General features: G+C 72.2%; 22 protein-coding genes. 7 read left to right on the forward strand and 15 right to left on the reverse strand.

All coding sequences use genetic code 11. The features are described from left to right. Nucleotides 1–19: 19 nt before the first annotated feature. Nucleotides 20–2683, reverse strand: coding sequence for an ATP-binding protein (locus OHA21_RS14440; RefSeq protein ID WP_328474168.1), 2664 nt, complete (start codon nt 2681–2683; stop codon nt 20–22). Between the two features lie 41 nt (nt 2684–2724). Between OHA21_RS14440 and OHA21_RS14445 the strand changes: the two genes are divergently transcribed. Then, on the forward strand, nt 2725–3303 hold the full coding sequence (locus OHA21_RS14445; RefSeq protein ID WP_328474170.1) for a DinB family protein: 579 nt from the start codon (nt 2725–2727) through the stop codon (nt 3301–3303). A 319-nt stretch (nt 3304–3622) separates the two neighbouring features. Here OHA21_RS14445 and OHA21_RS14450 read toward each other — a convergent pair whose 3' ends face one another. The 6 genes from OHA21_RS14450 to OHA21_RS14475 form a co-directional block, all read right to left on the reverse strand. Further along, a complete protein-coding gene (locus tag OHA21_RS14450) occupies nt 3623–5293 on the reverse strand; it encodes an ISAzo13 family transposase (protein ID WP_442875064.1) in 1671 nt (556 codons plus the stop codon). Between the two features lie 718 nt (nt 5294–6011). Continuing rightward, nucleotides 6012–6728 (reverse strand): carbon-nitrogen hydrolase family protein, encoded by a 717-nt coding sequence (locus tag OHA21_RS14455; protein WP_328474172.1) that lies wholly within the window; start codon nt 6726–6728, stop codon nt 6012–6014. Beyond that, nucleotides 6725–7162: an iron chaperone gene (locus OHA21_RS14460; RefSeq protein ID WP_328474174.1), complete on the reverse strand. Its 438-nt coding sequence runs from the start codon at nt 7160–7162 to the stop codon at nt 6725–6727. The genes OHA21_RS14455 and OHA21_RS14460 overlap by 4 nt, the downstream gene beginning before the upstream one ends. 126 nt (nt 7163–7288) lie before the next feature. Further along, nucleotides 7289–8662, reverse strand: a complete 1374-nt coding sequence (locus OHA21_RS14465) for a glycosyl hydrolase family 18 protein (RefSeq protein ID WP_328474176.1) — start codon at nt 8660–8662, stop codon at nt 7289–7291. A gap of 125 nt (nt 8663–8787) precedes the next feature. Then, nucleotides 8788–10434 carry a hypothetical protein gene (locus OHA21_RS14470; protein WP_328474178.1) on the reverse strand — a complete coding sequence of 549 codons (1647 nt, stop codon included), beginning with the start codon at nt 10432–10434 and terminating at the stop codon, nt 8788–8790. 127 nt (nt 10435–10561) lie between these two features. After that, a complete protein-coding gene (locus OHA21_RS14475; protein WP_328474180.1) occupies nt 10562–11035 on the reverse strand; it encodes a CGNR zinc finger domain-containing protein in 474 nt (157 codons plus the stop codon). 99 nt (nt 11036–11134) lie between these two features. Here OHA21_RS14475 and OHA21_RS14480 point away from each other — a divergent pair, with 99 nt between their 5' ends. Continuing rightward, nucleotides 11135–12616: an MFS transporter gene (locus tag OHA21_RS14480; protein ID WP_328474182.1), complete on the forward strand. Its 1482-nt coding sequence runs from the start codon at nt 11135–11137 to the stop codon at nt 12614–12616. On the opposite strand, the gene OHA21_RS14485 is transcribed toward OHA21_RS14480, so the two are convergent. Then, complete coding sequence (locus OHA21_RS14485; protein ID WP_328474184.1) at nt 12515–13756, reverse strand: MFS transporter; 1242 nt, start codon at nt 13754–13756, stop codon at nt 12515–12517. The two genes, OHA21_RS14480 and OHA21_RS14485, sit on opposite strands and share 102 nt — an antisense overlap. A 99-nt stretch (nt 13757–13855) precedes the next feature. On the opposite strand from OHA21_RS14485, the gene OHA21_RS14490 reads away from it, so the two are divergent. The 3 genes from OHA21_RS14490 to OHA21_RS14500 are packed head-to-tail and all read left to right on the forward strand — an operon-like array spanning nt 13856 to nt 17523. Next, a complete protein-coding gene (locus tag OHA21_RS14490; RefSeq protein WP_328474186.1) occupies nt 13856–16573 on the forward strand; it encodes an ATP-binding protein in 2718 nt (905 codons plus the stop codon). Between the two features lie 43 nt (nt 16574–16616). Then, entirely contained in the window at nt 16617–17159 is a 543-nt protein-coding gene (locus OHA21_RS14495) for an alpha/beta hydrolase (RefSeq protein WP_328474188.1), read from the forward strand. A 31-nt stretch (nt 17160–17190) separates the two neighbouring features. Beyond that, entirely contained in the window at nt 17191–17523 is a 333-nt protein-coding gene (locus OHA21_RS14500; protein ID WP_328474190.1) for a YnfA family protein, read from the forward strand. 259 nt (nt 17524–17782) lie between these two features. Here the strand turns inward: OHA21_RS14500 and OHA21_RS14505 are convergent, their stop codons facing one another. The 3 genes from OHA21_RS14505 to OHA21_RS14515 are packed head-to-tail and all read right to left on the reverse strand — an operon-like array spanning nt 17783 to nt 21120. Then, nucleotides 17783–18541, reverse strand: coding sequence for a group II truncated hemoglobin (locus OHA21_RS14505; RefSeq protein ID WP_328474192.1), 759 nt, complete (start codon nt 18539–18541; stop codon nt 17783–17785). 48 nt (nt 18542–18589) lie between these two features. After that, on the reverse strand, nt 18590–19237 hold the full coding sequence (locus OHA21_RS14510; RefSeq protein WP_328474194.1) for a response regulator transcription factor: 648 nt from the start codon (nt 19235–19237) through the stop codon (nt 18590–18592). Then, entirely contained in the window at nt 19201–21120 is a 1920-nt protein-coding gene (locus OHA21_RS14515; protein ID WP_328474196.1) for a sensor histidine kinase, read from the reverse strand. Before OHA21_RS14515 ends, OHA21_RS14510 begins: the two co-directional genes overlap by 37 nt. A gap of 105 nt (nt 21121–21225) precedes the next feature. Here OHA21_RS14515 and OHA21_RS14520 point away from each other — a divergent pair, with 105 nt between their 5' ends. Next, nucleotides 21226–21936, forward strand: a complete 711-nt coding sequence (locus OHA21_RS14520) for a VOC family protein (protein WP_328474198.1) — start codon at nt 21226–21228, stop codon at nt 21934–21936. 7 nt (nt 21937–21943) lie between these two features. Here the strand turns inward: OHA21_RS14520 and OHA21_RS52715 are convergent, their stop codons facing one another. Both OHA21_RS52715 and OHA21_RS14530 read right to left on the reverse strand, forming a co-directional pair. Further along, on the reverse strand, nt 21944–22564 hold the full coding sequence (locus tag OHA21_RS52715) for a hypothetical protein (RefSeq protein ID WP_442875098.1): 621 nt from the start codon (nt 22562–22564) through the stop codon (nt 21944–21946). Between the two features lie 31 nt (nt 22565–22595). Continuing rightward, nucleotides 22596–22823, reverse strand: a complete 228-nt coding sequence (locus OHA21_RS14530; protein WP_328478414.1) for an ArsR/SmtB family transcription factor — start codon at nt 22821–22823, stop codon at nt 22596–22598. A 45-nt stretch (nt 22824–22868) separates the two neighbouring features. Between OHA21_RS14530 and OHA21_RS14535 the strand changes: the two genes are divergently transcribed. Beyond that, a complete protein-coding gene (locus tag OHA21_RS14535) occupies nt 22869–23822 on the forward strand; it encodes a hypothetical protein (RefSeq protein ID WP_328474200.1) in 954 nt (317 codons plus the stop codon). A gap of 161 nt (nt 23823–23983) precedes the next feature. On the opposite strand, the gene OHA21_RS14540 is transcribed toward OHA21_RS14535, so the two are convergent. Beyond that, a complete protein-coding gene (locus OHA21_RS14540; protein WP_328478416.1) occupies nt 23984–24484 on the reverse strand; it encodes a hypothetical protein in 501 nt (166 codons plus the stop codon). A gap of 42 nt (nt 24485–24526) precedes the next feature. Further along, nucleotides 24527–25129 carry a DUF2306 domain-containing protein gene (locus OHA21_RS14545; RefSeq protein WP_328474202.1) on the reverse strand — a complete coding sequence of 201 codons (603 nt, stop codon included), beginning with the start codon at nt 25127–25129 and terminating at the stop codon, nt 24527–24529. Nucleotides 25130–25267 lie beyond the last annotated feature (138 nt).

Consider the following 25267-nt stretch of genomic DNA (forward strand, 5'->3'; position numbering starts at 1 on the left):
GCGACTCGCGTACGTAGAACTATGTAATCCCGGCCACCCTGGCCAGCTCGGCGCGCGAACGGATGCCGAGCTTCGGGTAGATCCGGGACAGATGGGTGGTCACGGTGCGCGGCGACAGGAACAGCCGCTCGGCGATCTCCCGGTTGCTCAGCCCCTCCGCGGCCAGCCGGGCGATCTGGGTCTCCTGCGGGGTGAGCTCGGCGGTGGTGTCGGTGGGCCGGCGCAGCGACTCGCCGGAGGCACGCAGTTCGGCGCGGGAGCGGTCGGCCCACGCGGTGGCGCCGAGCGCGTCGAAGGTGGCGGCCGCGGCCCGCAGCAGCGGCCGGGACTCGGCGGGGCGGCGCCGGCGGCGCAACCAGGCGCCGTACGCGTGACGCCGTCGCGCCTGCTCGAACGGCCACTCGGTGAGATCGTCGGCCAGCGCCTGCTCGTACCCCTCGTCGGTGTCGGTGAGCACCGCCCGCGCGTACCCGAGGCCGCGCAGCAGCGCGGGCGACCGACCCTGCTCGGCCGCCGGGGTCAGCTCGTCCACCAGCTGCCGCAACTCGGCGAGCGCGCCACAGCCCACCGCGGCGTCCGCGAGATGCCCGACCAGCAGGAACCCGGTCCAGCGGTGGTGATGCGGGTCCGCCGGATCGAGGATCCGGCGAAGTTCTCGGAACGCCTCCTCCGGGCGGCCCGCCGCGAGCGCCGCGATCCCGCGCACCTGCGACACCCCGGACAGCAGCGGCGTGGGACCGGCCGGCAGCAGCGCGGCCTCGATGGCGTCGGCCTGCTGCAGCGCGCCCGCGATGTCACCGCGCAGCGCCCGGCCCGCCCCCTCGGCGATCCAGGCGGTCGGCACCCAGTTCCGCTCGCCGGCCTCCAGCGCGAGAGCGACGCCTTCCACGGCCGAGGTGATCGCGATACGCGAGTCGCCGAGGTGGGCGGCGTGCGCGGCACGGGCGATCAGCACCCGGGCCAGCACACCCAGCCGGCCCTGGGCCCGCAGGCCGATCTCCGCCGCGGTCGTGAAGGCGATCACTGCGGGGCTGTCGCCGATGCCGCCGGCACCGATTCCCAGATGGGAGAGCACGTACGGGTCCGCGCCGCCCTCGACCAGTGCGGCGCGCAGCCGCCGGCCCGCGACCGCGCCGCGCTCGACCGGGGCGATCAGCGCCATCAGCGCGGCCGTCTGCGGATCGTCGGTCATGCCCGCCAGCCGGTCGACGACGGTGACCAGCCGATCAATCAGCTCCCGCCCGGGATCGGAGAAGTGGACCCGCAGGGCGAACAGGCACAGCGTCTGCACCGCGCGGATGACCTCACCGGCGGCGGCCAGTTTCTCGACGGCTTCCGCCAGGTGTTCCAGCCGTTCCGCGCCGGTCCAGCGGGTGCCCTGATAGGTCTCCCGGATCAGCTCGTACAGCATCCGGTCGCCGGGCTCCAGCGGGTGACCCTCGAGTTCGGCCAGCAGGCGCCGGCTGCGTTCCGGATCGCCCTCCTCGTTCGCGGCGTCCAGCGCCGCGACCAGCCGCTGGCCCCGGGACAGGGGGTCCTCGCTCAACTTGGCAGCCCGTTCGAACGCGGTGATCGCGATGCCGGCGGCCTGCCGGTACCGGGCCTCCATGGCGGTCTCGGTCAGCTGCCGGGCCAGCTCCTCGTCCGGGCCGGACGCCGCCGCGGCCCGGTGCCAGACACTGCGCTGCGGGTCGGCGGCCACCGCCTCGGCCAGGGCGGCGTGCACCCGCCGGCGCTGCGCGATGGTCGCGGACTGGTAGAGCGCCGAGCGCAGCAGCGGGTGGCGGAACCGGACCCGATGGTGCTCGTCGACGTGGACCAGACGGGTCACCACGGCCGGCTCCAGGTCGTCGGGCTGCGCGCCGGGGCGGGCCCGGAGCATCTCGCCGAGGTCGTCGCCGTCGTTCAGCGCGACCACCAGCAGCAGCTCGCGGGTCGCGGCGGGCAATTCGGCCACCAGCCCGGAGAACGTACGCTGCAACCGCTCGCTCAGCGGCAACCAGTTCGGCAGCAGCGCCGCGCCGCCCGAGCGCGAAGCCGCCTCGCCCAGCTCCACCAGCCCCAGCGGATTCCCGCCGGCCGCGTCCAGCACCCGGCCGGCCAGACCCGGCGTCAGCGTGGGGGCCACCCTGCGCAGCAGCTCGCGCGAATCCTCGTCGCCCAGCGGATGCAGCCGGATCTCCGCCAGCCCGGCCCTGGTCAGGCGGCGATCCACGTCCTCGCCGTCGCGGGCGGTCAGCAGCATCGCCGCCCGGTCGGCACGCAGGCGGCGGGCGGCGAACGCCAGCGCGTCCCAGCTCGCCTCGTCCAGCCACTGCAGATCCTCGACGGCGATCAGCATCGGCACGTCGGCCTCGCTGATCAGGTCAAGCAGGGCGGCGGCGGCCCGGAACGGCAGGGTGTCCGGCGAACCGAGGATCTCCACGGCCGCGCCGGAAAGCTCCGGCACGGTGCGGAGCAGGCGATGCAGTCCGGCGTACGGAATATGCACCTCGGCCTGGACCCCGGCGGTCTCCAGCACCCGGATGTGTTGCGCCGCCGCCTCGCGGGCGGCGTGTTCCAGCAGCGCCGACTTGCCGATCCCGGCCTCGCCGCGCAGCACCAGGGCGCCGCCCTCGCCGGCCACCGCCCGGGCCGACAGGGCTTCCAATTCCTGCAGCTCAGATCGACGACCCAGGATCACTCGCCCATCCTAGAGATCGCCGTCATGCCATGCTGCTCCCCATGACCAAAGCAGACCTCCAGCACTACCTGCAGACCGCCCGCGACGCGCTGCTGTGGAAACTCGACGGGCTCACCGAGTACGACCTGCGGCGCCCGCTGACCCCGACCGGCACCAACCTGCTGGGGCTGGTCAAGCATGTGGCGCTGGTGGAGGCCGGCTATTTCGGTGAGACGTTCGGGCGGCCGCTCGCCGACGTGCTGCCGGGCCTCGAGGACGACGCCGAGCCGAACGCCGACATGTGGGCGACGCCGTCGGAGTCGCGCGCGGTGATCGTCGACTTCTACCGCCGGGTGTGGCAGCACTCCGACACCACTATCGCGGCGCTGGACCTGGACGCCGCCGGCCGGGTGCCGTGGTGGCCCGAGGAACGCAGCTCGGTGACGCTGCACCGCATCCTGGTCCACGTGATCGCGGAGACGAACCGGCATGCGGGACACGCAGACATCGTCCGCGAACTGATCGACGGCGCCGCCGGGCTGCGCGCCGACAACGACAACATGGCCCCGGGCGACGCGGCGTGGTGGCAGTCCTACCGCAGCCACCTCCAACAGGTCGCCGAAGCCACTCGCGAAACCTGACGCCCTCCCAACCAGTCGCTCACGCCCTTATTTCGGGCTCGCCCATGGCCATGCCCTGCAGCCACGATCGCCTTCCGGCGGGGCCCCTTTTCCGCCCGCCCTCGCCGCCTGGCCTCCGTCTTCCAGCGACGCCCCTCCGCCGCCACGCCCTCGCCGCCCGGCCTTCGCCGCCCCGCCCTCGCATGCGCCAGCGCCAGCTCAACCCAGCTGGCTGGCGCCGGGAGACCGAATCGGGTGTCACTCCGTGCATGGGCGACAGCTCGGGTGCTCAGGCGTTAGCCGCGCTTCTCATCCAGCCTTCATAAGGGCTCGTCGATTTTTAACTCGCTGTTTTGATCAAGGCGGGTGCGGTGAATCCGGCGGCGCGGGTGTGAGCGGCGAGGTCGGTGTGGTTGGTGAGGCGGATGTTGCTGGGTTCGATGGGGTGCTGGATTTGGGTGAGCAGGGTGCGGGTGTTGCGGATGGCGACGTTGATGGTGGTGCCGGCGACGCCGAACAGATCGGCGATGACCTTGCGGGGCAGTTGGTAGCGGTCGTGGAGCAAGGTGGCCAGTAGTTGGTGGCTGAGGGTGACGCGGATCTTGCGGCCGCCGCCGCGGGGCCGGGCGTGGCCGCGCAGGTTGTGCAGGAACGCTTCGTGTTGGGCTTGATGGGGAACGGTGAGCCGGTTGATCAGGTCGTTCCATGCGCTGTCGGGCATGCCGGTGATGGCCGGGTGCACCAGCGCGGCCAGGTGATGCAGCGGTGGTAGGGCTGTCGCGGGTTCGCCGGCGGGTGTGGCCGGGTCGGGGCGCAGGGTGTAGTTCCAGTCGCCGTGCCAGTCGTGACGGTCGATGGCCAGGGTGCTCATCTGCTCGTCGGTGATGACGACGCCGGTCGGGTAGTGGCCGGTGTCGAGTTCGGCGTGCACGCGCAGCCCGCTGCTGGTGGTGGTCGCGGCGATCGTGTGGACGATGGTCTCGTGGCTGGTCAGGGGTCGTGCCCGCCAGTTCATCGAGATGTGGGCGAACAAGCGATGCTCGATACGGTTCCATTTACTGGTGCCGGGCGGGAAGTGGCAGACGGTGATCGGTAGCCCGATTTCGGCGGCGAGAGCGGCCAGATCCGTTTTCCAGGCGCGAGTGCGGTAGCCGTTGGATCCGCCGGCGTCCGCGGTGATCAAGAGCCGTCCGGCGTTCGGGTAGCGGTCACGGCCGTAGCCGTCCCACCAGCGGCGCAGAGTGGCGACGGCGAACGCGGCGGTGTTGTGGTCGGTGCCGACGGCGACCCAGCCGGTGTCGGCGGCCAGGTCGTAGACCCCGTAGGGGATCACCTGTCCCAGCTGCGGATCGGCGAAGTCGTGGGTGCGGACTACGGCCGGCTCACCGGCAGGCCGCCACTCGCGGCCCTTGTTCGCGAACGCGCCGACGAGTTCCTTCTTCTTCGTATCGACGCTGACGACCGGGTCACCGCTGGACAGATAATCCTTGACCTGCTCGTTGATGTAGCCGAACTGGGCGTCGCGGTCGGGATGGCGTCTGCCTTCCAGAGTCTTGGCATTGCCCTGAAGGCTGAATCCCTCACCGTGCAGCAGAGCAGCGATCGTGTCCGGCCCGGCCTTATGACCCCGCCCGGCCAGTTCCTGCGCAAGGTGGCGCAACGACTTCGTCGTCCATCGCAGCGGCGACATCGGGTCCCCCCGCTCGTCCGGCTCGACCAGCCCCAACAACGCCGGCATCAGAGCGGGATCATGTTCGGTCACCGGCTTCCGGCCGCCACCGGCACGGCGGACCCGGCCCAGCGGCGCCACCCCGGCCTCCAACTCATCGACGCCCGCAGCCACCGTGCCCTCCCGGACCCCGGCAGCTCGCGCTACCGCCCGGATCCCGCCATGCCCCAGCACCCGAGCCTCAGCACCCAGCAGCAACCGGCGTTGCCGCTCGTCCAGATGCGGCAAGATCACCTCAAACTTCGCTGCCAGCCTGCCCCGTTCCTCCTCCGATACCGCCATAACAGATCAACGCATCGAAATCCGCCAAGCAACGGCTTGTTCTTCGACGAGCCCTAACCGGCGTGAGCGACGGCTCGCACGACCCAGCCGTCGTCCACGACGCTAATCAAGCCCACAAGACCAGCGTGAGCGACGGCTCGCACGGCCCAGTCGTCGCTCACGCAGCCAATTCTTGAGGGTGACGGTTGGCCAAGGCGAGTGACTGCGACCAGGGGTCGGGCACTGTAGGTGCCCGACCGGGTGTGCTTGCCGTGGCGATCCCGGAGCCGGAGGTGCCTAGTTCCCCGCATCCTCGTTGACCGCCGTCGGCCGACATAGGAGGAAGGTGAAACCACCTGTGGCAATCGCGTCCGTGCCCCCGCCGCCCCGACAGGCAGCACGAGCGGACAGCACGGGCGGACAGCACGGGCGGACGGACGTGCACCGACGGCACGGGCGGATGGGCACGGACGGGCGGCACGGACGGACGGGCGGCACGGACGGACGGGCGGCACGGACGGACGGGCGGCACGGACGGACGGGCGGCACGGACGGACGGGCGGGCGGCGTGGACGCCAAACGCCGGGCGCCAAGCACCGGGCGGCGGGCATTGGCTGCCCGACGCCGCCCGCCCGGCCGGCCGGGCGCCGGGCGCGCAGGGCGGCGGCGGGCAGAGGGCGGCGGCGGGCGGGAGCCCTGGCCGGCGTAGACGGGGTCGTTGAGGTGGCCTGTGTGTGGGTCATGGGTCTATCTCGGCGACTGCTACGCCGGTGGTGTGGGGAGGGACGGCGGCGGCTATCTGGCCGGCTGGGTTCAGGATGCAGGTTGGGCCCAGGCCGATGCGGTTGTCGCGTTCGCCGGTGACGTCGGCGGAGGCCAGCCACAGGCCGGTTTCCCGGACGCGTTGGGCGCGGATCTCGTTGTGCCGGTGCTGCCAGTGGTAGGCCTTCTCCCGGGGCATCATGTTGCCGGCGGGGAGCAGCAGTGCCCGCGCTCCGGCGGCGGCGACCGCGGCGGCCGCGGCCGGGAACTGGGCGTCGTAGCAGATGTTGATTCCGAATGGCGTTCCCGCGCAGGTGAAGACGGGATAGTCGGCTCCCGCGGTGAACACCGATTCTCCGGCGGTCAGGTGGCATTTGCGGTAGCGGCCGATGAGCCGGCCGCCGGCGATGACCACCGCGGTGTTGTAGAAGTCGTCGCCGGCGCGCTCGATCATGCCGAGGACCAGCATCTGCCGGAGGGAACCCAGGTCGGCCAGCAGCGCGCGGAACGCCGGTGACCCGATCTCGAGAGCCTGGTCGCGCACGTGCTCCTCGATGGCCAGGTAGCCCTGCAGGAAGCACTCGGGGAACAACAGCAGATCGGCGTGCGCTGAGGCGGCGACGTCCCGGACGAGGTGCACCGCCCGGGTCACGTCGCCGAGGATCTCCGGGGTCTGGCAGACGCCGACCTTCACCCCGCGGCCTTTCGGATCAGGTCGCTGATGCGCCGCTCGTCGGCGGACGTCAGGCGGGTCAGCGCGTACGACGCCGGCCAGATCGCCCCGTCGTCCAGGTGGGCGTCGTCGTTGAAGCCGAGCGTGGCGTACCGGGACTTGAACTTGCCGGCCGGCTGGAAGTAGCAGATGGTCTTGCCGTTCTTCGCGTACGCCGGCATCCCGTACCAGAGCCGCGACGTCAGCTCCGGCGCGCAGGCCTTGATGATCGCGTGCAGCCGCTCGGCCATCGCCCGGTCCGCGTCGCCCATCTCGGCGATCTTCGCCAGCAGGTCGGCCTCGGCGTCCGCCTTGCTGCGCGGGCCGCGCCGGGCCGCCTTCACCTCGCCGGCCCGTTCTTTCATGGCGGCGCGCTCCGCGTCGGTGAACCGTTCCTGCGTCGTCGTCTCGGTCATCGTCCCGTCCCTTCGCCAGCTGTGATCTCGTGCTCTCAGCATGCTGGCGAAGGGCCGGTACGGGCATCCGTGGCGACCACGGAACCCGCTACGGATCACGGCACGGAGACCGGCCGTACGCGTGGGTCAGGGCAGGGTCCAGCGCTGGTTGGCGCCGGCGAAGCAGTCCCAGATCTGCAGGCGGGTGCCGTTGGCGGAGCTGTTGTTCTGGGCGTCCAGGCAGCGGCCGCTGGACGGGTTGCGCAGTGTGCCGTTGGACTGCGACTGCCACTGCTGGGCGCCGGTGCCGTTGCAGTCGTAGATCTGCACCAGGGCGCCGTTCGCGGTGCCGGCGGCGGCCACGTCCAGGCACTTGCCGAGGGCGCGGATCGTGCCGTCGGTGCCGACGGTCCAGGTCTGGGCGTTGGTGCCGTTGCAGTCGTAGAGCTGCACCGCCGTACCGTTGGCGCTGTTGGCCCCGGCGATGTCCACGCACTTGCCGCCGATGCCGGTGATCCGGCCGGTCCGGCCGGCCGGCGGGTTGGTCGGGCCGCCGCCCATCACGGTGTCGTAGATGGCGCTGACCAGCGAGTTCGCACCGGTGGCGTCCTGGGAAAGCTCCCAGTTCATGATGCCGCCGGCGTTGGCCAGCGCCCACTGGGTCTTGCGCTTGACCGTCGGGATGCCGTTGTAGCACTCGCCGGACGGGGTGCAGTCCCGGTTGGCGTTGGCCGGGTCCTGCGCGACCAGCTGGGCGTACGTCAGGTAGCCGGGCCGGCTGTAGAACGGCACGCCCAGCACGGTCTTGGCCTTGGGCAGGCCGCGGCTCTTCCAGAAGTTGGCGGCGTTGATCGCCCAGTCGTAGTTGGCGTGCGGGCTGCCACCGTCGTACGCCATGATGTTGAGCCAGTCGACGTAGCCGAACACGGCCGGCTGCACCCCGTTGGCGGTGCCGCCCTCGCTGACCACCGCCGCGGTCAGCAGCTTGCCCTCGTTGTGCAGTGCCGTGCTTAGCTGCTGCATCAGCGCCGTGTAGTTGGTGGCCGAGGCGCCCGGGTCCGGGTACTCCCAGTCCATGTCGATGCCGTCCAGGTTGTACTGGCGGACCACGTTCATCACCGTGTTGACGAAGGTGGTGCGGGTGCCGGCGTTGGCGGCGAGGGCTTCAAACGCGGAGTCGTTGCCGTCGTTCCAGCCACCGATGGCCAGCGAGATCCTGGTGTTGTTCTGGTGGCCGAGGGTGACCAGCTGCTGCAGTTTGGCGGTGTTCTCGATCGGCTGCAGGGTGCCGTTGGCGTTGGGCAGGGCGAACGAGTAGTTGATGTGGGTCAGCTTGCTGTACTGGACGCTGGTGACGCTGCCCGCCCAGGACGGCATGTAGCCGACGCTCTTGAAACCGTTGGGCAGCACGGCGGCCTGGGACACGCCCTGGCTGCTGAGCGCGACGGCGGTGCCGGCGGCAACGACGGTGAGCGCCGCCGCGACGGATGCCCACCTGATCTTGAAAGAAAGGAGCTGCATGGGGAACGCGACCCTCCGAGTCGTGGGGGATGACTGCGGGCCGCTAAAGATTAGGAATGTTAAAAGAAACCGGTCAATATAAGCCGCCGGTTCCGGAACAAAATGACGTGTTTCAGGGGCTCCGATCAACTGAGCCGGAACGTGGTCGTGCAGGCGCGGCCGTACGAACGGATCACGATCTCGTACGCCCACACCCGGGAGCCGAACCGCGGGAAGTGCCAGCCCGCCGGTGGCCGGGTGATGCCCTGCACGAAGCTGGAGATCCGGCCGGTCGTCGTGATCGTGACGCGCCGGCCCGACGGGTGCGCGAACACCAGCCGGGTGCCGTTCACGCTGCCCGACACGTGCTTCCAGGCCGGGTCGAGGTGCCAGTGCTGCCGCCAGAGCGTGACCGCCGGGAAGTTGTCGCTGACCCGCATGGCGGGCAGGTCCCGGTTGACGTTGACGTTGCGGACGTGGTCGACGCCGAACATCCGGTCCTTGATGGTCCAGGCATGGGCGGGCGCCTGGACCACGTACGCCGAGACCGAGCCGCCGGCGTTGGTGACCTTGCGCTTGTCGGGGATGGCGACGTTCTGGCCCTTCGGGCTGAGCTGGTAGGCGTTGTATCGGTCGGTCAGGTCGTAGCTGAAGCGGCCCGGTCCGACCAGCACCCGCACGCCGCGGCTGGACCACGTGACCCCGCCGGCCCGGTCGTGGTGGCCGTGCGCGCGCCGGCCCGGGCCGTACCGGACCGTGTAGTACGTGGTGGTGGGGTCCGTCCACGACCAGCGGCCGATGATCCAGCCAGTCTGGCCGTCCCGGAACACCCGCGGCGTGGTCAGCGATCCGATGCTCCCGGCCTGCTGATCGGAGTCGCCGACCTGGACGATGGCGCCGTCCGGTTCGGTCATCCACTGGTACACCGACCGGGCCTTCGCCACGGTCGCGTCGATCGCTGTCGACGCACTCTCGGTGCCGGGGGACTGATGGAGCACATTCGCGCCCTGCGCCCACAGGCCGGCGTTCACGTTCTGGTACATCGACGACTGCTCGTACGACGTGCCCAGCCGGGAGAATGCGAGCGGCGCCTCCTTCGACATCCGGTTGACGGCGGTGCTCTTCCAGGCCGGCATGCCGAGCAGGTCGCCCGCGCGGACCAGTTGCAGATTGGCCATCAGGCCGTGGTTGTGCACCGGGTGGTTGGGCGGGCCGTAGTAGCGCCAGCCGAGCAGGACCTTCGCGTCGGCCGCCATGCCGGTGCGCAACGATGCCGCGCCGGTCAGCGCGTAGAGGCAGTTCATCGTCTCCAGCCGGCGCAACGCGGTGCCCTCGTCCCAGCCGTAGCGGTTGGCGTTCGGATCCGGGTTCTGCTGGTGGAACCGCACCGCCTGACCGACGATGGCCGCCAGGGACTGCTGCTGGCCGTCCATGGCGGCGCGCCGGGCGAGCGGCCGCATCCACATCAGACCCTGGAACTGCAACAGCCACGTCGGGTCGGTGACCGGCGGGCTCCGCCACCACGACGACGGGATCGCGCCGACCGTGAACCCCCGGGCCGGCGGCATGCTCACCACGATCGGCTGGCCGTCCGGCACCGGGTCGATCGCCGCGCTGCCGCAGCGGGCGTCCGCCGTCGGATCCGCCGACCTGCGCGGCTCGGGCGGGCCGTAGATCTCGAGCAGGGCGTCGATGTCGTCGATGGCCACCGGATCACGCGGAATCACATGGGGATCGGCGGCCGCGGCCGGGGTCGCGCCGACCAGCACGGCCGACACCATGAGCGTGGTCACCACCGCAAGCAGAACGCGGGCCCTTGCCCTCATTCATGCATGGGACACCACGCACAGGTGCAGAGTTGTCACCCGTTCGGCCGCAACGCGCCGCCTATCAGACGACGATCCGCATCGATGGCGTGTGTCAGGGGGTGCTGCGGCGCCGGGCCCGGAAGGCGGCGACCCGGGTTCGGTTCTGACAGGTGACCGAGCAGAACCGCCGATGGCCGGCCGGCGAGGAGTCCACGTAGACGTCGGCGCACTGCCGGTCGCCGCAGACGCCGATCCGGTCCGGGTCGGCGGCCAGCCGCTCGCGCAGGGCGAGGGCCGCCGCCGCCAGCACGGTGTCCGCCCGATCGGGCACGGACCAGCCGGCGGCCAGGGTCCCGTCGGAGATCCGCAGCCCGGGACGCACGCCGGTGTCGTGCAGGATCGCAGTCACCGTGGCGGCGCGCTCGGCCGGATCGGTGGCGGCGAAGACCGGGTGCAGCCGATCGGCGACGCCGACCAGCTCGGATGCCGGGGTGGGGCGCGCCCCGACCTGCCGCGGCAGGCTGCCCCACTCGTTGACCAGGGCCACGACATCGGCGGCGCTCATCGGTTCGACTGGGACCGTCACTCCCCCATGGTAACGCGTTGAAGGCGTTTACCGCGTTGCACCATGCGGCCGCGGGTCGTAACGTCATGAACGAGTTTATGCCGTTACGGAGGTTGCCGGATGAACCGCACGCAACGCACCGCCCTCGCCGTCCTGACCCTGCCCTGCCTGCTCGTGTCGATGGACTCGCACGTGCTCAACCTGGCCGTTCCCGAGATCACCGCCGATCTGCATCCCACCGGCGCGCAACTGCTGTGGATCATCGACGGCTACACGTTCCTGGTCGCCGGATCACTGCTCGCGATGGGTGCGCTCGGCGACCGGATCGGCCGGCGGCGGCTCCTGCTCATCGGCGTCACCCTGTTCGCCGCGGTCTCGGTGGTTGCCGCGTTCGCGCGTACCCCCGAGACCCTGATCGCCGCCCGTGCCCTGATGGGCGTGGCCGGCGCGACGCTGATGCCGACGACGCTCGCCCTGATCCGCGGCCTGTTCCGTGAGCCACGCGAGCGCACCACGGCCCTCGCCGTCTGGACCGCGAGTTTCTCGCTCGGCGGCCTGCTCGCTCCGCTGGTCGGTGGCCTGCTCCTGGCGCACCTCTGGTGGGGCGCGGTGTTCCTGCTCGCCGTTCCGGTCGCCGTCCTGGTCCTCGCGGCCGGGCCTGCGCTGCCCGAACTGCGCGACCCCGACCCGGCCGGCTTCGACGTCGCCGGGGCGGCGCTGAGCCTGTTCGCGCTGCTCAGCATCGTCTACGGAATCAAGAGCGGGGCGGACGGTCACGGCCTGACCAACTTCGCTGTGCCGGTCGCGGTGGGCGTCGTTCTCGGCGCTGTTTTCGTTCGCCGGCAGCACCGCACCCCGAATCCGTTGATCGAACCTGGCCTGTTCCGCGGTCCCGGCGTCGCCGTGGCACTGGTGACGAGCGTGCTCACGTTCTTCACCCACTACGGCATCCAGGTCGCGGTCGCTCAGTACCTGCAATGGGGCATCGGTCTCGCACCGCTGCAGGCGGGGCTGTGGAACATGCCCTCGGTCGTCGTCTACCTGCTCGCCACCATGATCGCGCCGCTGGCCGTACGCCATCTCGCACCCCTGCGGGTCGTCGGCGCCGGACTGCTCGCCGTCGCCGCCGGAGCCGCCGTCCTCACCCTCGTCGCCGTCGGCGGCACCGCCGGGACCCCGGCCGACCTGGCCCTGGTCGTCGCCGGGAGCAGCCTGTTCAGCCTGGGCCTGGCCCCGGTCTACGCCCTCACCACCGAACTGATCGTCACCGGCACCCGCCCGGAACGCGCTGCCACCGCCGGCGCCGTCGCGGAGACCGGCGCAGAGTTCGGCGGAGCACTCGGCATGGCCCTGCTCGGCTCCCTCGGCGTCGCCGTCTACCGGCATGCCTACCCGGCTGTCGGCGGAATGGCTGTCCCCGAGCCGGCCCGCCCGGCGTTCGAGACGGCGTTCGCCTCGATCACCGGAGTCGCCGCCGTGATCAGCCTGGGTGCGGCGGTCCTAGCCCTGCTCGCAACGGGCCGGCGACGGGGTCCGGGCGAGGCGCAGGACCGCGGCCACCGCTACGCCGAGGGCCACCGTGAGCAGGCCCGACAGCAGTAAGGTCAGCCGGCCGCCGAGGGCGGTGACGACCGGGCCGCCGAGCAGGGTGCCGAGCGCGGTCGACGGGGTGGTCAGGGCGGTGCGGGCGGCCAGGACGCGGCTCAGCGCGTACGGCGGGGTGCTGCTCTGGAACAGCGCGGTGGTGATCGCGGTGAACGGGCCGTAGATCAGCCCGCCCACGGCCAGCCCGAGCATGCCGGGCCAGATCGTGTCGGTCAGGCCGAGCGGCAGCAGCGCCGCGCCCCAGCCGATGATGATCACGGTGACGACCTGCCACGGTGGGCGGCGCCGCAGCGCCGACGCGCTCAGCGCGCCGATGGTGGCGCCGATGCCGAAGACCGTCCAGTACAGGCCGAGCAGGCCGGGTGAGCCGTGCAGGCCGTGCGCGACGTGGATCGGCAGGGCCACCTCGACCGGGCCGTACAGGAAGAAGAACGCGCAGGTCACGGCCAGCAGGCCGAGCAGGCGGGGACGATCGGCGATGGTGCGCCAGGCGCCGGTGGTGGATTCCGTGGGGGTCACGGCGGCGCTGGTGCGGGTGCGCACCGACCGGGCGGCGACAGCGAGGACGGCGAAGCTGACGGCGTCGAAGCCGATCACCCAGCCCGGACCGGTGACGGCGGTCAGCAGGCCGGCCAGGGCGGGGCCGATCACGAACGAGGCCTGGGCGAACGTGGACAGCAGCGAGTTCCCGGCGACCCGGTCCTCCTCGTCGGGCAGCAGCTCGGCGATGAGCGTGTAGGCGCCGGCGTTGCCCCAGGCGTGCAGCAGGGAGGAGATGGCGAGCAGTAGGACGTACACCATCGGGTTGAGCGTCCCGGTGATCGCCAGAATGGCGATGGCGCCCAGGGTGAGCGCCCGCAGCGCCGCGTCGGAGGCCATCAACTGCGAGGCGCGCAGCGCACGCATCGGCTTGGCCAGCAGGACCACGCCGAGCGGCGCCGGAAGCGCGTAGGCGGCGACGGCGAGCCCGGTCCAGACACCGGCCTGCCCGGCCGGGGCGATCTGCACGGCCAGCCAGGCCACCGCGACCATGCTCATGCCGTCGCCGAGCGCGGAGACCAGGGTGGCCGGCAGCACCCGGCGCAGCACGGGGTTGCGCAGCAGCCGGGCGATCGGAGAGGTGCGGGTTTCCAACATGGGCCCAGCCTGGTTGCGCGGCGCGGTGCGGGCATCCGTGCCGAGCACGGAAAGAGCACGGATCAAAGACGACAGCGATCGTACGCAAGAATTGCCGCCATGACGACGGAAGAGGTGTCCGCTCGTGAGGCGGAGGTTCTGGCGCTGGTCGGGCAGCACCTGAGCAACGCGGAGATCGGGGCGAAGCTGTTCATCTCCGTGCGTACCGTCGAATCGCACGTCTCCTCCCTGCTGCGCAAGCTGAACGTGGCCGACCGCCGGGCGCTCGCGCGGCGGGCCGCTCCGGCGCCGACGGCAGGCCACACGGCGCGACCGGTGCTGCCGGCGCCGCTGACCTCGTTCGTCGGGCGGGTGCCCGAGCGCGCCGCCCTCGCCGAGCTGATCGGCAGACAGCGGCAGGTGACCGCGGTCGGCCCGGGCGGGGTGGGCAAGACCCGGCTGGCGCTGGCGGTGGCCGCCGACGCCGCCGGCGAGTTCCCGGACGGGGTGTGGTTCGTCGACCTGGTTCCGGTCAGTGACGCCGGCATGGTGGTGGCGGCGGTCGCCGGGGCGCTGGGGCTGGGCGAGCAGCCGGGGCAGGGCCTGGACGAGTCGGTGTTCGCGGCGCTCGCCGATCAGCGGGCGCTGCTGGTGCTGGACAACTGTGAGCAGGTCCGCGACGGGGTGGCGCCGTTCCTGGAGCGGCTGCTCGCGGCGTGCCCGCGGGTCAGTGTGCTGGCGACCAGCCGGGCGCGGCTGATGGTGCCGTTCGAGCGGGTGTACCCGGTGCCGCCGCTGTCGCTCGACGGTGACGCCGATGCGGTGACGCTGTTCCTGGACCGGGCGGCGTCGGTGGGTGGCCCTCCCCCGCCGGGCCTGCGCGATCACATCGTGACGGTCTGCGCCCGCCTCGACGGGATGGCCCTGGCCATCGAGCTGGCGGCGGCCCGGTGGCCGGCGCTGGGCGCGGACGGGCTGGCCGCGGGGCTGTCGGATCAGCTGCGGCTGCTGGCGGGTGGGCCGCGCGCCGACGACCGGCACCGGTCGGTGCGGGCCGCCCTGGACTGGAGTCACGCGCTGCTCGAACCGGAGGACCGGGAGCTGCTGCGGCGGGTGTCGGTGTTCGTGAACCCGTTCATGGTCACGGCCGCCGCCCGGGTGACCGGCTCGGCGGTGGGTGTCGTGGTGGACGGGCTGGCCCGGCTCGCGGAGCAGAGTCTGCTGACGGTCACGGCCACCGAGCGTGGCACCGAGTACCGGGCGCTGGAGACGATCCGCCAGTACGGCACCGAGCAGCTGGCGGCGGCCGGTGAGCTGGACGAGGCGCGGGACGGGCATCTGCGCTGGTGTCTGGACGAGGCCGGCGGGCTGAGCGGTGCGGACACCGCGGACTGGCGGGGGCGGTTCGACCGGGTGGCCGACGATCTGCGAGCGGCTCTCGCGTGGGCGGCGGCCGGGCGGCACGGCGAGGCGTACGGGCTGGCTCGGGCGATGGCGGAACTGGCCTTCACTCGTACGCTGATCTCGGAATCTCAGCAGCGTTATGAGCAGGCGGCCGCGCTGGCCGGCGAACCCCGTGCGGCCGCGGCGATGCTGCGGCAGGCTGCGGCGGCGGCCGGGCTGCGGATGCGCGGGGAGGACATGTTCCGGCTGCGGCTGGCCGCGGCCGACGCGGCGCGGCAGGCCGGCGACGACGCGGGCGCGGCGGTGGATCTCGCGAACGCGGCGACCGACGCGTACCGGTTCTCCGGCAAGTTCGAGCAGGTCCCGGCGCACGGCGAGGTGGTCGCGCTGGTCGATGCGGCGCGGCAGCTGGCCGGTGACGATCCGGCCGGCCTCGCGGCGGTGGCGCTGGCCGAGGCCGGGGTGCTGGCGGACGCGTTCGGGTCGGCTCAGGGCCCGGCGGAGAACATGGTCCCGGAGACCCTCGAATACGCGCAACGCGCCGTCGACCTGGCCGGACGCACCGGCGACCCGCTCGCCGAGTCGGCGGCGCTCGGCGCCCTGACCGGCGCGACGAGCTGGGCGGGCGACACGTTCGGCACCGCCGAGACGGCCCGGTGGCGGATGACCCGGTTGGCGTCGGCCCCGCACACACCGGCCGGCACGCACGAGGTGCTGGACGCGCTCGGCGACGCCACCGAGGCGGCGCTCGGGGCCGGCGACCTGGCCGGGGCGCGCCGGTGGTCGCGGCAGCTCGCCGATCATCCGCTGCTGGCCGAGATCGGTCACCGGGCCACCAGCTGGCTGCTGATGACCGGAGCGCTCGCCGGCGACGTCGACGAGGTGCGGGCGAGCAGCCTGCGGTTCCGTGACGCGTGGGAGCGGGCCGGCAGCCCGGTGCGGTCCTACCTGGGCCCGGCGGTGGCCGGCATCGCCATGGTCCACGGGTTGAGCGGCGACGAGGACGGCTACCGGGAGTGGACGGCCATCCTGGAGCGGGTGGGCGTCTCGCCGGGCCGGGCGCTCGGCTACGGCCCGGTGTTCGACGCGATGCTGCTGCTGCACCGCGGCCGGCCCGCCGAGGCGGTCGAGCGGCTGGCGCCGGAGCCGGACGAGGTGTGGAAGTGGGTCACCTGGATCTGGCTGCACTGGTACGTGGCGTTGCGGGCGGAGGCCGCGGTCCTGGCCGGCTCGCCGGCGGCTGAGGCGCGGGTAGCGGCGGCGCGGGGGATCGTGGCCGGCAACCCGGTCGCGGAGGCCATGGTGGAGCGGGCGCAGGCGCTGCTCGACGGTGACTTGGCACGGGTGCTCGGCACGGCGGGCGCGTTCGAGGCGGCCGGATGCCCATACCAGGCGGGGCGCAGCCGGGACCTCGGGAATCGCTCTCGACAGTGACGAACCGGCGGGAGCCGTGCAGCGCGGCGCTACCGTGCAGGCTGTGGCTGACGCTGTCGTGATTCCCGGCCGGCTGTTCGGGCCCGGGGCACCGCTGACCATGTACGCCGGTGACGTCGCCGACCGTCGCGGCGCCCGGGTGCACCGGCACTCCTGGTCGCAGGAACCCCCGGAAGTGTTCGACCCGCTGCTCCAGGACTGGGTGGCCGCCGAGATCAGCCCGGCCCTCGACGCGCTCGGCGGCCGGCCGCTGCTGATCGCCAAGTCACTCGGCTCGAACGCCGCGGCGCTGGCCGCGGACCGCTCCCTTCCCGCGGTGTGGCTCACCCCGCTGCTGCACGGGCCGTGGATCGCAGCGGCGCTGCGCCGGGCGACCGCGCCGTTCCTGCTGGTCGGCGGCACCGGCGACGAGAGCTGGAACCCGTCGCTGGCGCGCGCGCTCACCCCGTACGTCCTGGAGGTGCCCGACGCCGACCACGGCCTGTACGTGCCGGGCCCGCTCACCGGCTCGATCGCCGTGCTCGGGCAGGTGGTCGAGGCCGTCCAGGAGTTCCTCGACGCGATCGGCTGGCCGGGCTCCGGGTGACTCAGCCCGGTCGATGTGCTGACATACGCCGGTGACGATCATCCGCTCGGTCCTGCTGTTCGCCCTGGCCGCCCTCGCCGAGATCGGCGGCGCCTGGCTGATCTGGCAGGGCGTCCGCGAGCACAAGGGCGTCCTGTGGATCGGGGCGGGCATCGCCGCGCTCGGCGCGTACGGTTTCGTCGCCACCCTGCAGGCTGACGCCAACTTCGGTCGCATCCTGGCCGCCTACGGCGGCGTCTTCGTCGCCGGGTCGCTGGCCTGGGCGATGCTGGTCGACAGGTTCAAGCCGGATCGGTACGACGTGATCGGCGCCGCCATCTGCCTGGCCGGTGTCGCCGTCATCATGTACGCGCCGCGTTCCTGACAGCACGGCCCAGTCCGCAGCCGGGCCAGGGCGGCCAGCATCGCGTTGCCCGCGGTGAACGACTGCTGCTGGCCTGCAAGGCGCTGCGCGGCAGCGCACCTGACAGTTCAGGGCCGCGACCAGGGCTGGACGATCGATCTGGGCGACCGCCCAAAGACGGTGCCGAGGGTGCCGCGCTCACGGGTCGAGGATCCGGTGTGCCCGAACGCGGCCGGCGAAGTCGCCGGCCGCTCCCCCGCCCGGGTTCACGACTGGCGGGTCAGCCCAGCCACGGCGGGGCGACTCCCCAGCCCCAGTGCGGCACCGGGGCCTGCCGGGGCGGATCGGCGCCGGGCTGCGAGTTGGCCAGCGCCAGGCGGGTGCCCCACTCGAGGTAGCCCATGAAGGCGGCCCGGAACTCGGGGTCGTCGGGCAGGCCGACCTCGTCGGCGGCGTCAGCGAGCAGGCTCACCCAGCGGCGCCGCTGCGGCTCGGTGATCGCCTTGTCCAGGTGATGGGCGAGCATGTGCGGGTATCCGCCGCGCTCGCCGGTGTAGCGGGCCGGGCCGCCGAACACCTCGGCCAGCCACATCGCGACGTGCCGCGGGTGCCCGGGGTCCATGTGGGCGAAGAGCGGCCCGACCACGTCGTCGGCGGTCACCTTGTCGTAGAAGCGCTCGGTCAGCCGCTCGAACGCCTCAGCGCCGCCGGCCCACTCGTACAGGCTCGGCACCGCGCGGCCCTCGCCCCGCACGGTGGTCGGCTCGTAGTGGCGCATCTCCTGGATGGACTCGATGTAGGGGCGGATCTCGGCCAGGAAGCCGGGGAACAGGTCGCCGCCCCGGAAGCCCTTGAGATGGTCCTCCGCCGAGGTCCAGGTGATCCGCAGAATGTAGGCGGACGGCTCGTCGGTGCAGCGGCTCAGCTCGTAGTCGACGCACTGCGGCGCCTGCGCCAGGAACCGCTGCGCCCGGGAGTAGGCCTGCTCGAATGCTGTCGTGTCACCGGAGATCTGGTACCGGATGTATTCGACCGTCATGGCGTCCACCGTAGACCTTTGTAACTCTGTAAGCATGTAATCAAATTGTCAGCCGTTGTTGAGGAACGCCAGCACGGCCATCACCCGGCGGTTGTCGTCGTCCGACGGGGCCAGATCGAGCTTGGTGAAGATGCTCGCGATGTGCTTGCTGACCGCGCTCTCGCTCAGGAACAGCCGCTGGGCGACGGCGGCGTTGGAGCGGCCCTGCGCCATCAGCTCGAGCACGGCGTTCTCCCGCGGGGTGAGCCGGGCCAGCGGGGAGCCGGCGCCGCCCGAAGTGAGCAGTTTCGCGATGACCTGCGGGTCCATCGCGGTGCCGCCGGCCGCGACCCGGCGTACCGCGTCGGCGAACTGGTCGCCGTTGAGCACCCGGTCCTTGAGCAGGTAGCCGACCGCGCCGGCGCCGTCGGCCAGCAGCTCGCGGGCGTAGAGCTGCTCGACGTGCTGGGACAGCACCAGGACGGGCAGGCCCGGGTTCTCCCGCCGGGCCTGCAGGGCGGCCTGCAGGCCCTCGTCGGTGAAGGTGGGCGGTAGGCGTACGTCGATGATCGCCACATCGGGCCGGTGCTTGGCCAGGGCGTCGCGCAGCGACGGGCCGTCGCCGACGGCGGCGGCGATCGTGAAACCGTGACTCTCCAGCAGCAGGACCAGGCCGTCCCTCAGCAGGTGGAGGTCCTCGGCGAGGACAACACGCATGGGACCTCCACGGTGATGACGGTCGGGCCGCCGGCCGGGCTGTGCAGGGTCAGGGTTCCGTCGAAGCTGGTCAGGCGCTGGGTGATGCCGTTCAGCCCGGTGCCGCGGGCCGGGTCGGCGCCGCCGGGGCCGTCGTCGGTGACGACCATACGCAGGACGCCGTCGTGATGGGACAGGGTGAGGGTGACGTGCGAGGCGACGCGGGCCGCGTTGGCCAGGGTCTCGCAGGCGGTGAAGTAGACGGCGGACTCGACCGGCGGTTCGGGGCGGCCGGGCAGGTCGGCGTGCACGGTCACCGGCAGTGGGGTGTCCAGCGCGATTGCGCGTACCGCGTCGGCCAGTCCCCGTTCGGCCAGGACCGGCGGGTGGATGCCGCGGACCAGGTCGCGCAGCTCGGTCAGCGCGGTCGCCGACGCGTCCTGGGCCTGGGCGAGCAGCTGCCGGGCCCGCGCCGGGTCGGTCTCCATCAGCCGGGCGACGGCGCCCAGGCCGAGGCCGACCGCGATCAGCCGGGCCTGCGGGCCGTCGTGCAGGTCGCGTTCGATGCGGCGCAGTTCGGCGGCCTGCGAGTCGACCACATCGGTACGGCTGGTGCGCAGCTCGGCGACCCGCAGGGCGAGGACCGTCGCGGCCGTCGGGCGCAGCAGCGCGCTGTCCCACCGCAGCCGTAGTCGCAGCACCGGGACCGCGGACACCAGGCCCAGTGCGGTGATCGCCAGTCCGATCGGGATGCTCGTCCAGTCCGGGACCGACGACGGGACGACACCGGCGTACTCGAAGGCGTACCAGAGCCAGAACGGTGTCACCCAGTAGCCGCTGGCCAGGCCGACCGGCACGCCCCACGGCAACCAGGACAGCGGCTGCCAGACCAGGCCGAAGAACCCGAAGATCACCAGGGCGGCCGGGACGAACGACAGTGGGGCCAGCAGCAGGCCGCCGAGGGCCCACAGCTGGTCGCGCCAGGTGGCCGGGTCGCCGCTGATCCAGCCGTACCGCTGCATGCTGACCGCGTCGGACCGTTCGGTGTAGAGGCCACGGCCGACCCGGTAGGTGCCGTCCTCGCCGAGCGGCGGCGGCGCCGGGAACGGCCGGTAGGGGCTGGGCAGGTCCACGCCGGTCCAGCGGTGCGCGAACCGGCGGTAGATCTCGGCCAGCGGGCGGGTCAGCATGGTGACGCTCAGCAGCAGGCCGCCCAGGCTGAGCACCACCGCGACCGTGGCCAGCAGCGCGGCGCCGAACGCGGCGAGCGAGAGCCCGGCAAGACCGGCGACCTGCCAGGTGGCGTCCCAGGCCCGGCCGATCCATCGCTGCTTGCGCTCCGTGCGCACGGTTTCCCGGCGCAGGAGCGCCTGCGTCGCCTGGCCATACCTGCGCAGAGCGGCCGGCGCGACCAGCACGGCGACCGTGACCGCGGTGAGGGCAGCGAGCACGGACCACGGCCACGGCTGGAAGATCAGCACGAGCACCCCGGTGACGATCAAGGCCGGCGGGAGCAGGACGGGCAGGGCGCTGGAGAACGGGGCGAGCATCAGCCACCGCCACTCGCGACCGGCCTCCTCGTCGTCGGCGTAGTGGTCCATCCGGCTCATCCAGGCCGGGATCCTCGGGGACTTGAACAGGGTGTTCGCGTGCACGTACCAGCCGTCGGCGCGGCGCTGCGGCACGGGCGGCGGCAACCGGTCGACGTCCGGCAGGTCGGCGCCGGCCCAGTCGCGGGCCAGGCGCCGGCCGAGCCCGGCCAGCCGGATCTGGCCGGCCACCGCGGACGGGAAGGGCGCGAGCAGGGTCACGGCGGTCAGGACGATCCATCCGTACGCGAAACCGGCTGCCGCCAGCACGACAAGGACGAAACATCGGGGTACGGCGAGCGCGTGGCGAGTCATGAGAAGAGTCTTCGCCGGCGCGGCCCCCACCACATGCGGGCAGGCTACCCAGGTGGGGTGCAGGTAGGTACAGCCGTGCCGGGAGAATTGTGGTAGATCTGGCTGATGATTGGCACGTTGCGGACCATCGTGCTGGACGCACGCGACATCGGCGGGCTCTCCGCGTTCTACACCGGACTGGCCGGCTGGACCCAGGTCTACGCCGACGACGAGTGGATCACTCTGACCACTCCCGACGGCTGGCGGATCGCCATGCAGTCCGCACCGGACCACACTCCGCCGCAGTGGCCCGACCCCGCGCACCCGCAACAGGCCCACCTGGACCTGCGCGTGCCCGACCTGGACGCCGCGGCCGAGCAGGCCGTCACGCTGGGCGCCACCCCGCAGCGCCGCAACCAGACCTGGCACACCCTCACCGATCCGGCCGGCCACCCGTTCGACCTGTGCCTGAAGGCCGACGATCCGCAGGTCACGCTGATGGGCGTGATGCTGGACTGCCCCGACGCCAAGGAGCTGAGCGTCTTCTACAGCGAGCTGCTCGGCAAGCCGGTCACCTACGCCGGCGACGGCATGGCGATGATCGGCGAGGACGGCGCGCATCCGGTGCTGTTCCAGCAGGTCGAGCGGTACGTGGCGCCGCGCTGGCCGGACCCGGCGTACCCGCAGCAGTTCCACCTCGACGTCACCGTCGACGACATCGAGACGGCCGAGCCGGCGGCCCTGGCGATCGGCGCCACCCGGTTGCCCGCGTCCGGCGCGAACTGGCGGGTCTACGCCGACCCGGCCGGCAAGCCGTTCTGCCTCTGCTGGGATTGACCGGTCGTCAGTGGCCGACGAGTTGCGGGGCCAGGACGACCGTGACGAAGCGGATCGCCCGGCCCAGCAGGCACGTCACCGCGAACGCCGCCGGGCGAAGGGGTGTGCGGCCCAGGTAGACGCTGGCGGCCATCAGCGGTGGCACTCCGGTCACGGCGCTGACCAGCAGCACCCCGGTCGCCTGCCGGGGACGGTCCATCTGCTCGACGAGTCGCGCACCGGCCGCCTTCGGGCGCGCAAGCATCGTGCCGACCCGGCCCGGTTGTCTCGATCGGTTCGGTGCGGCTCTGCTCAGCCGGCGCCGCAGCCAGGTCGAGTGGATCGCGCCGCGTGCGGCGAGGAAGGTCAGGACCTTGCCCGCGGTCTGGCCGGCAGCGGCGGCCACGCCGAGGGCGAACGTGACGGCCACGGCCATCGGAGCGAAGACAGCCAGGAGTACCACCGCGGCGGTGTTCAGCGCCTTCGCCGGCGGCGACCAGTTCCACCGGTAGATGCGCCGATCGACGCGGGCGAAGTAGTTCGGGCTCAGCAGCGGCCAGCGCAGGAACATCAGGCTGAGCAACTGGTCGATGACCATGAACTGGACCAGGAAGATCGCGATCGGCAGGGCGGTGGCGGGCCGCAGCACGATCAGTGCGGAAGACCGAGGCGACGTCCATCTAGATGTTTCCTTTCGGTACGGCGTCGCCGTCTCCGGCGGTGCTCAGGGTCATGGCGGCAGCTGCCACCACGTCGGGTGTGAGGTGCAGCGAGAACGGCGTGGTCTCGTAGTACTTGAGCGCCTTGCCGTCGCCGGGCAGCTCCAGGTGCGCGGTGACCAGGCCGGCCTTCTCCAGCTTCTTGAGGTGCACCTGCAGCAGGGCGCGGCTGATCCCCAGATCCCTGATAAATCGTGTGCCGCATCGGGTGGTCCGCCCCTAGGGTGTGCGCTCGTGCGCGCGAACGACTGGAACGATCCCGGCTGGCGGGCCGGCGCCGAAGACTGGATCAAGAGCCGGCTGGCCGACCTGGGCACGCCGGTCACCGGCTCGATCGAGGAATTCCGGGTACGCCCGTGGTCGGTCACCCTTCGCGCGCCGACCGCCGCCGGAACCCGCTGGTTCAAGGCGAACACCACCGACTGCCGGTACGAGGCGGCGCTCGCCTCCGCGCTGACCCGGATCGCGCCGGGCGCCACCCTGCCCCCGCTGGCCGTCGACACCGAACGCGGCTGGATGCTGACCGCCGACGCGGGTCCGACGCTGCGCTCGACGCTGAACGCGGACAGCCGGCTGGACACGTGGGTCGAGGTGCTTCAGGCGTACGCCCGATTGCAGCGCGCCACCCAGCCCCATGTCGCCGCCCTGCTTGCCCTCGGCGTGCCTGACCAGCGGGTTCCGCTGTTGCCCGGCCACCTGGCCGGCCTGCTGGCCGACCCGCAGGTGCGCGCCCAGCTGGACCCCGCCGTGCCGGCCCTCGGTCCGTCGTTCAGCTCGTGGTGCGCCGAGCTGGCGGCCGACGGCATCCCGGCCGCTCTGCAACATGACGACCTGCACGACAACAACGTCTTTCCCGGCCTGCGCTTCTTCGACTGGGGCGACGCCAGCATCGCGCACCCGTTCGGCTCGCTGCTGGTCGCGCTGAACGTCATGCACGACGCGCTCGACCCGGCGGACCGCCCGGTCGCACTCCCCCGGCTCCGCGACGCCTACCTGGAACCGTGGTCCGACCTGGCCTCCCCTTCGACGCTGCGCCGTTCAGCCACGCTGGCCTGCCGCGTAACCCGCGTCTCCCGAGCCATGTCCTGGCAGCGCTCCCTCCGCGACGCCGCCGTCCCGGTCTCCGACTCCTTCCGCGCCGCCCCCGCCGCCTGGCTCAACGAACTCCCCACCGCTACAACGGTGTAGCCGCGCACTTTCGGCGCCTCGCCCATTCCATGCCTCAGCGCCGGCCGGGCTCGGCCAGCTGGCAGCCACGCACCTCATCGCCGCCGCATTCCATGCCTCAGCGCCAGCGGGCAACCACGCGCCCAAATGGGCGACGCCGCGCGGGTGTCTGTGCCCGGCGATCAGGTGGGCAGTCCATGCCGGATCACGGTGACGCCGCTCGCGCCGGTGCACGGCCACAGGTCCAGGTGGTAGCGGAAGTGCGGTCCCGGCTGCGCGGACTTCGCCGCCGCGGGCGGCTCGGACGGCACGTGGGAGACCCGGATCCGGTATGCGCCCGCCGGGACCGCGACCCGGTGCTGCGGTCCGGGGCGTTCCATGCATCCGAAGACGTGGACGGCGCCGCTCGGCACGGCGAGATCTGCTTCCACGACGTGCTCGGCGCCGGGTGGCAGCGGCGGTGCGGCCGCATGCGCTTGCAGGATCGTCTCGACGTGGTCGCTGCGGGCGGTTCCGACGGCGATCGAGCAGGGCCCGTCCAGGCCGATCCGCCACTCGTCGACCGCCTCGTCCGACCACGCCTCCGGCCAGTCGTAGTCACCGTCGTCCTCGGCCGCGGCCTGCCCGTCCACATCCTGGATGTAGAACTGGCCGTGTTCAGCCAGAACGACGGCCCGGCGCATCTGGTCCACCTGCCGAACAGTAATAGAACCCGGCCGGGCGGATCAGGTGCGTGGGCGGCGGATCAGCCATTCCGCGACGGCCAGGTTGATCAACCAGCCGGCGAGCAGTGTGCCCGTCTTGCCCCACGTGGTCAACGGGCCGGCTACGGCGAGCCAGGCGCCCTGGGTGAAGGCCTGCGTTCCGGCGCCCATCGCGATCGCGTAACCCCGGATCATCCAGGCGCGATGCCGGCCGAAGGCACGCCGCCGGGCCGCAGAAAGGCCCAGGAGCAGCGACGCGACCATCCACAGCGCGACCGCGACGCGGATGGCGACCAGCGGAGAGCTGTCGAGTTCGGTGCGCGGCAGGAACAGGGTCAGCCACAGGCCGCTCAGCGCGGCGAGCAGCCCGGCCGGGACCAGGATCCGCCCGGCCAGGCGATGCCAGCGCCTGCGGCGCAGGCCAGGCACGAACTGGAACGCGCCGAGGACGCTGAAGACGGTGACGCTGACGATGTGCAGGATGACGGGTACGGGCGCCGAAGTGATCCGTTCACTGTCCGGCAGAATCGGCGCCCCGCCCGCGAACTCCGCGAGCCGCGCACTGCCGGCGAACACCGGGACGGCGGCGAGCGCGAGCAGGCCGGCCGGGATGAGTTTTCGCACCACCCGATCGTCGCGACGGGCGGTGCGGAACTCATCGGAGCGCAGGCCGCAGCGTCCCCGGTCGAAGGTCGGAGACGCCGGCCGTACTTTGGCACGAGCCGAGGAGAGCGTGAGCGCTGAATGACCAATCCCCCGCCT

The organism is Actinoplanes sp. NBC_00393 (assembly GCF_036053395.1).
GTDB lineage: Bacteria > Actinomycetota > Actinomycetes > Mycobacteriales > Micromonosporaceae > Actinoplanes.

Coding starts and splice junctions, on each gene's coding strand:
- OHA21_RS14465 (WP_328474176.1), bottom strand. CDS start 8,662: ATGCAGCTCCTTTCTTTCAAGATCAGGTGGGCATCCGTCGCGGCGGCG.
- OHA21_RS14510 (WP_328474194.1), bottom strand. CDS start 19,237: ATGCGTGTTGTCCTCGCCGAGGACCTCCACCTGCTGAGGGACGGCCTG.
- OHA21_RS14490 (WP_328474186.1), top strand. CDS start 13,856: ATGACGACGGAAGAGGTGTCCGCTCGTGAGGCGGAGGTTCTGGCGCTG.
- OHA21_RS14505 (WP_328474192.1), bottom strand. CDS start 18,541: ATGACGGTCGAATACATCCGGTACCAGATCTCCGGTGACACGACAGCA.
- OHA21_RS14540 (WP_328478416.1), bottom strand. CDS start 24,484: ATGCGCCGGGCCGTCGTTCTGGCTGAACACGGCCAGTTCTACATCCAG.
- OHA21_RS14460 (WP_328474174.1), bottom strand. CDS start 7,162: ATGACCGAGACGACGACGCAGGAACGGTTCACCGACGCGGAGCGCGCC.
- OHA21_RS14520 (WP_328474198.1), top strand. CDS start 21,226: ATGATTGGCACGTTGCGGACCATCGTGCTGGACGCACGCGACATCGGC.
- OHA21_RS14485 (WP_328474184.1), bottom strand. CDS start 13,756: ATGTTGGAAACCCGCACCTCTCCGATCGCCCGGCTGCTGCGCAACCCC.
- OHA21_RS14445 (WP_328474170.1), top strand. CDS start 2,725: ATGACCAAAGCAGACCTCCAGCACTACCTGCAGACCGCCCGCGACGCG.
- OHA21_RS14515 (WP_328474196.1), bottom strand. CDS start 21,120: ATGACTCGCCACGCGCTCGCCGTACCCCGATGTTTCGTCCTTGTCGTG.
- OHA21_RS14480 (WP_328474182.1), top strand. CDS start 11,135: ATGAACCGCACGCAACGCACCGCCCTCGCCGTCCTGACCCTGCCCTGC.
- OHA21_RS14450 (WP_442875064.1), bottom strand. CDS start 5,293: ATGGCGGTATCGGAGGAGGAACGGGGCAGGCTGGCAGCGAAGTTTGAG.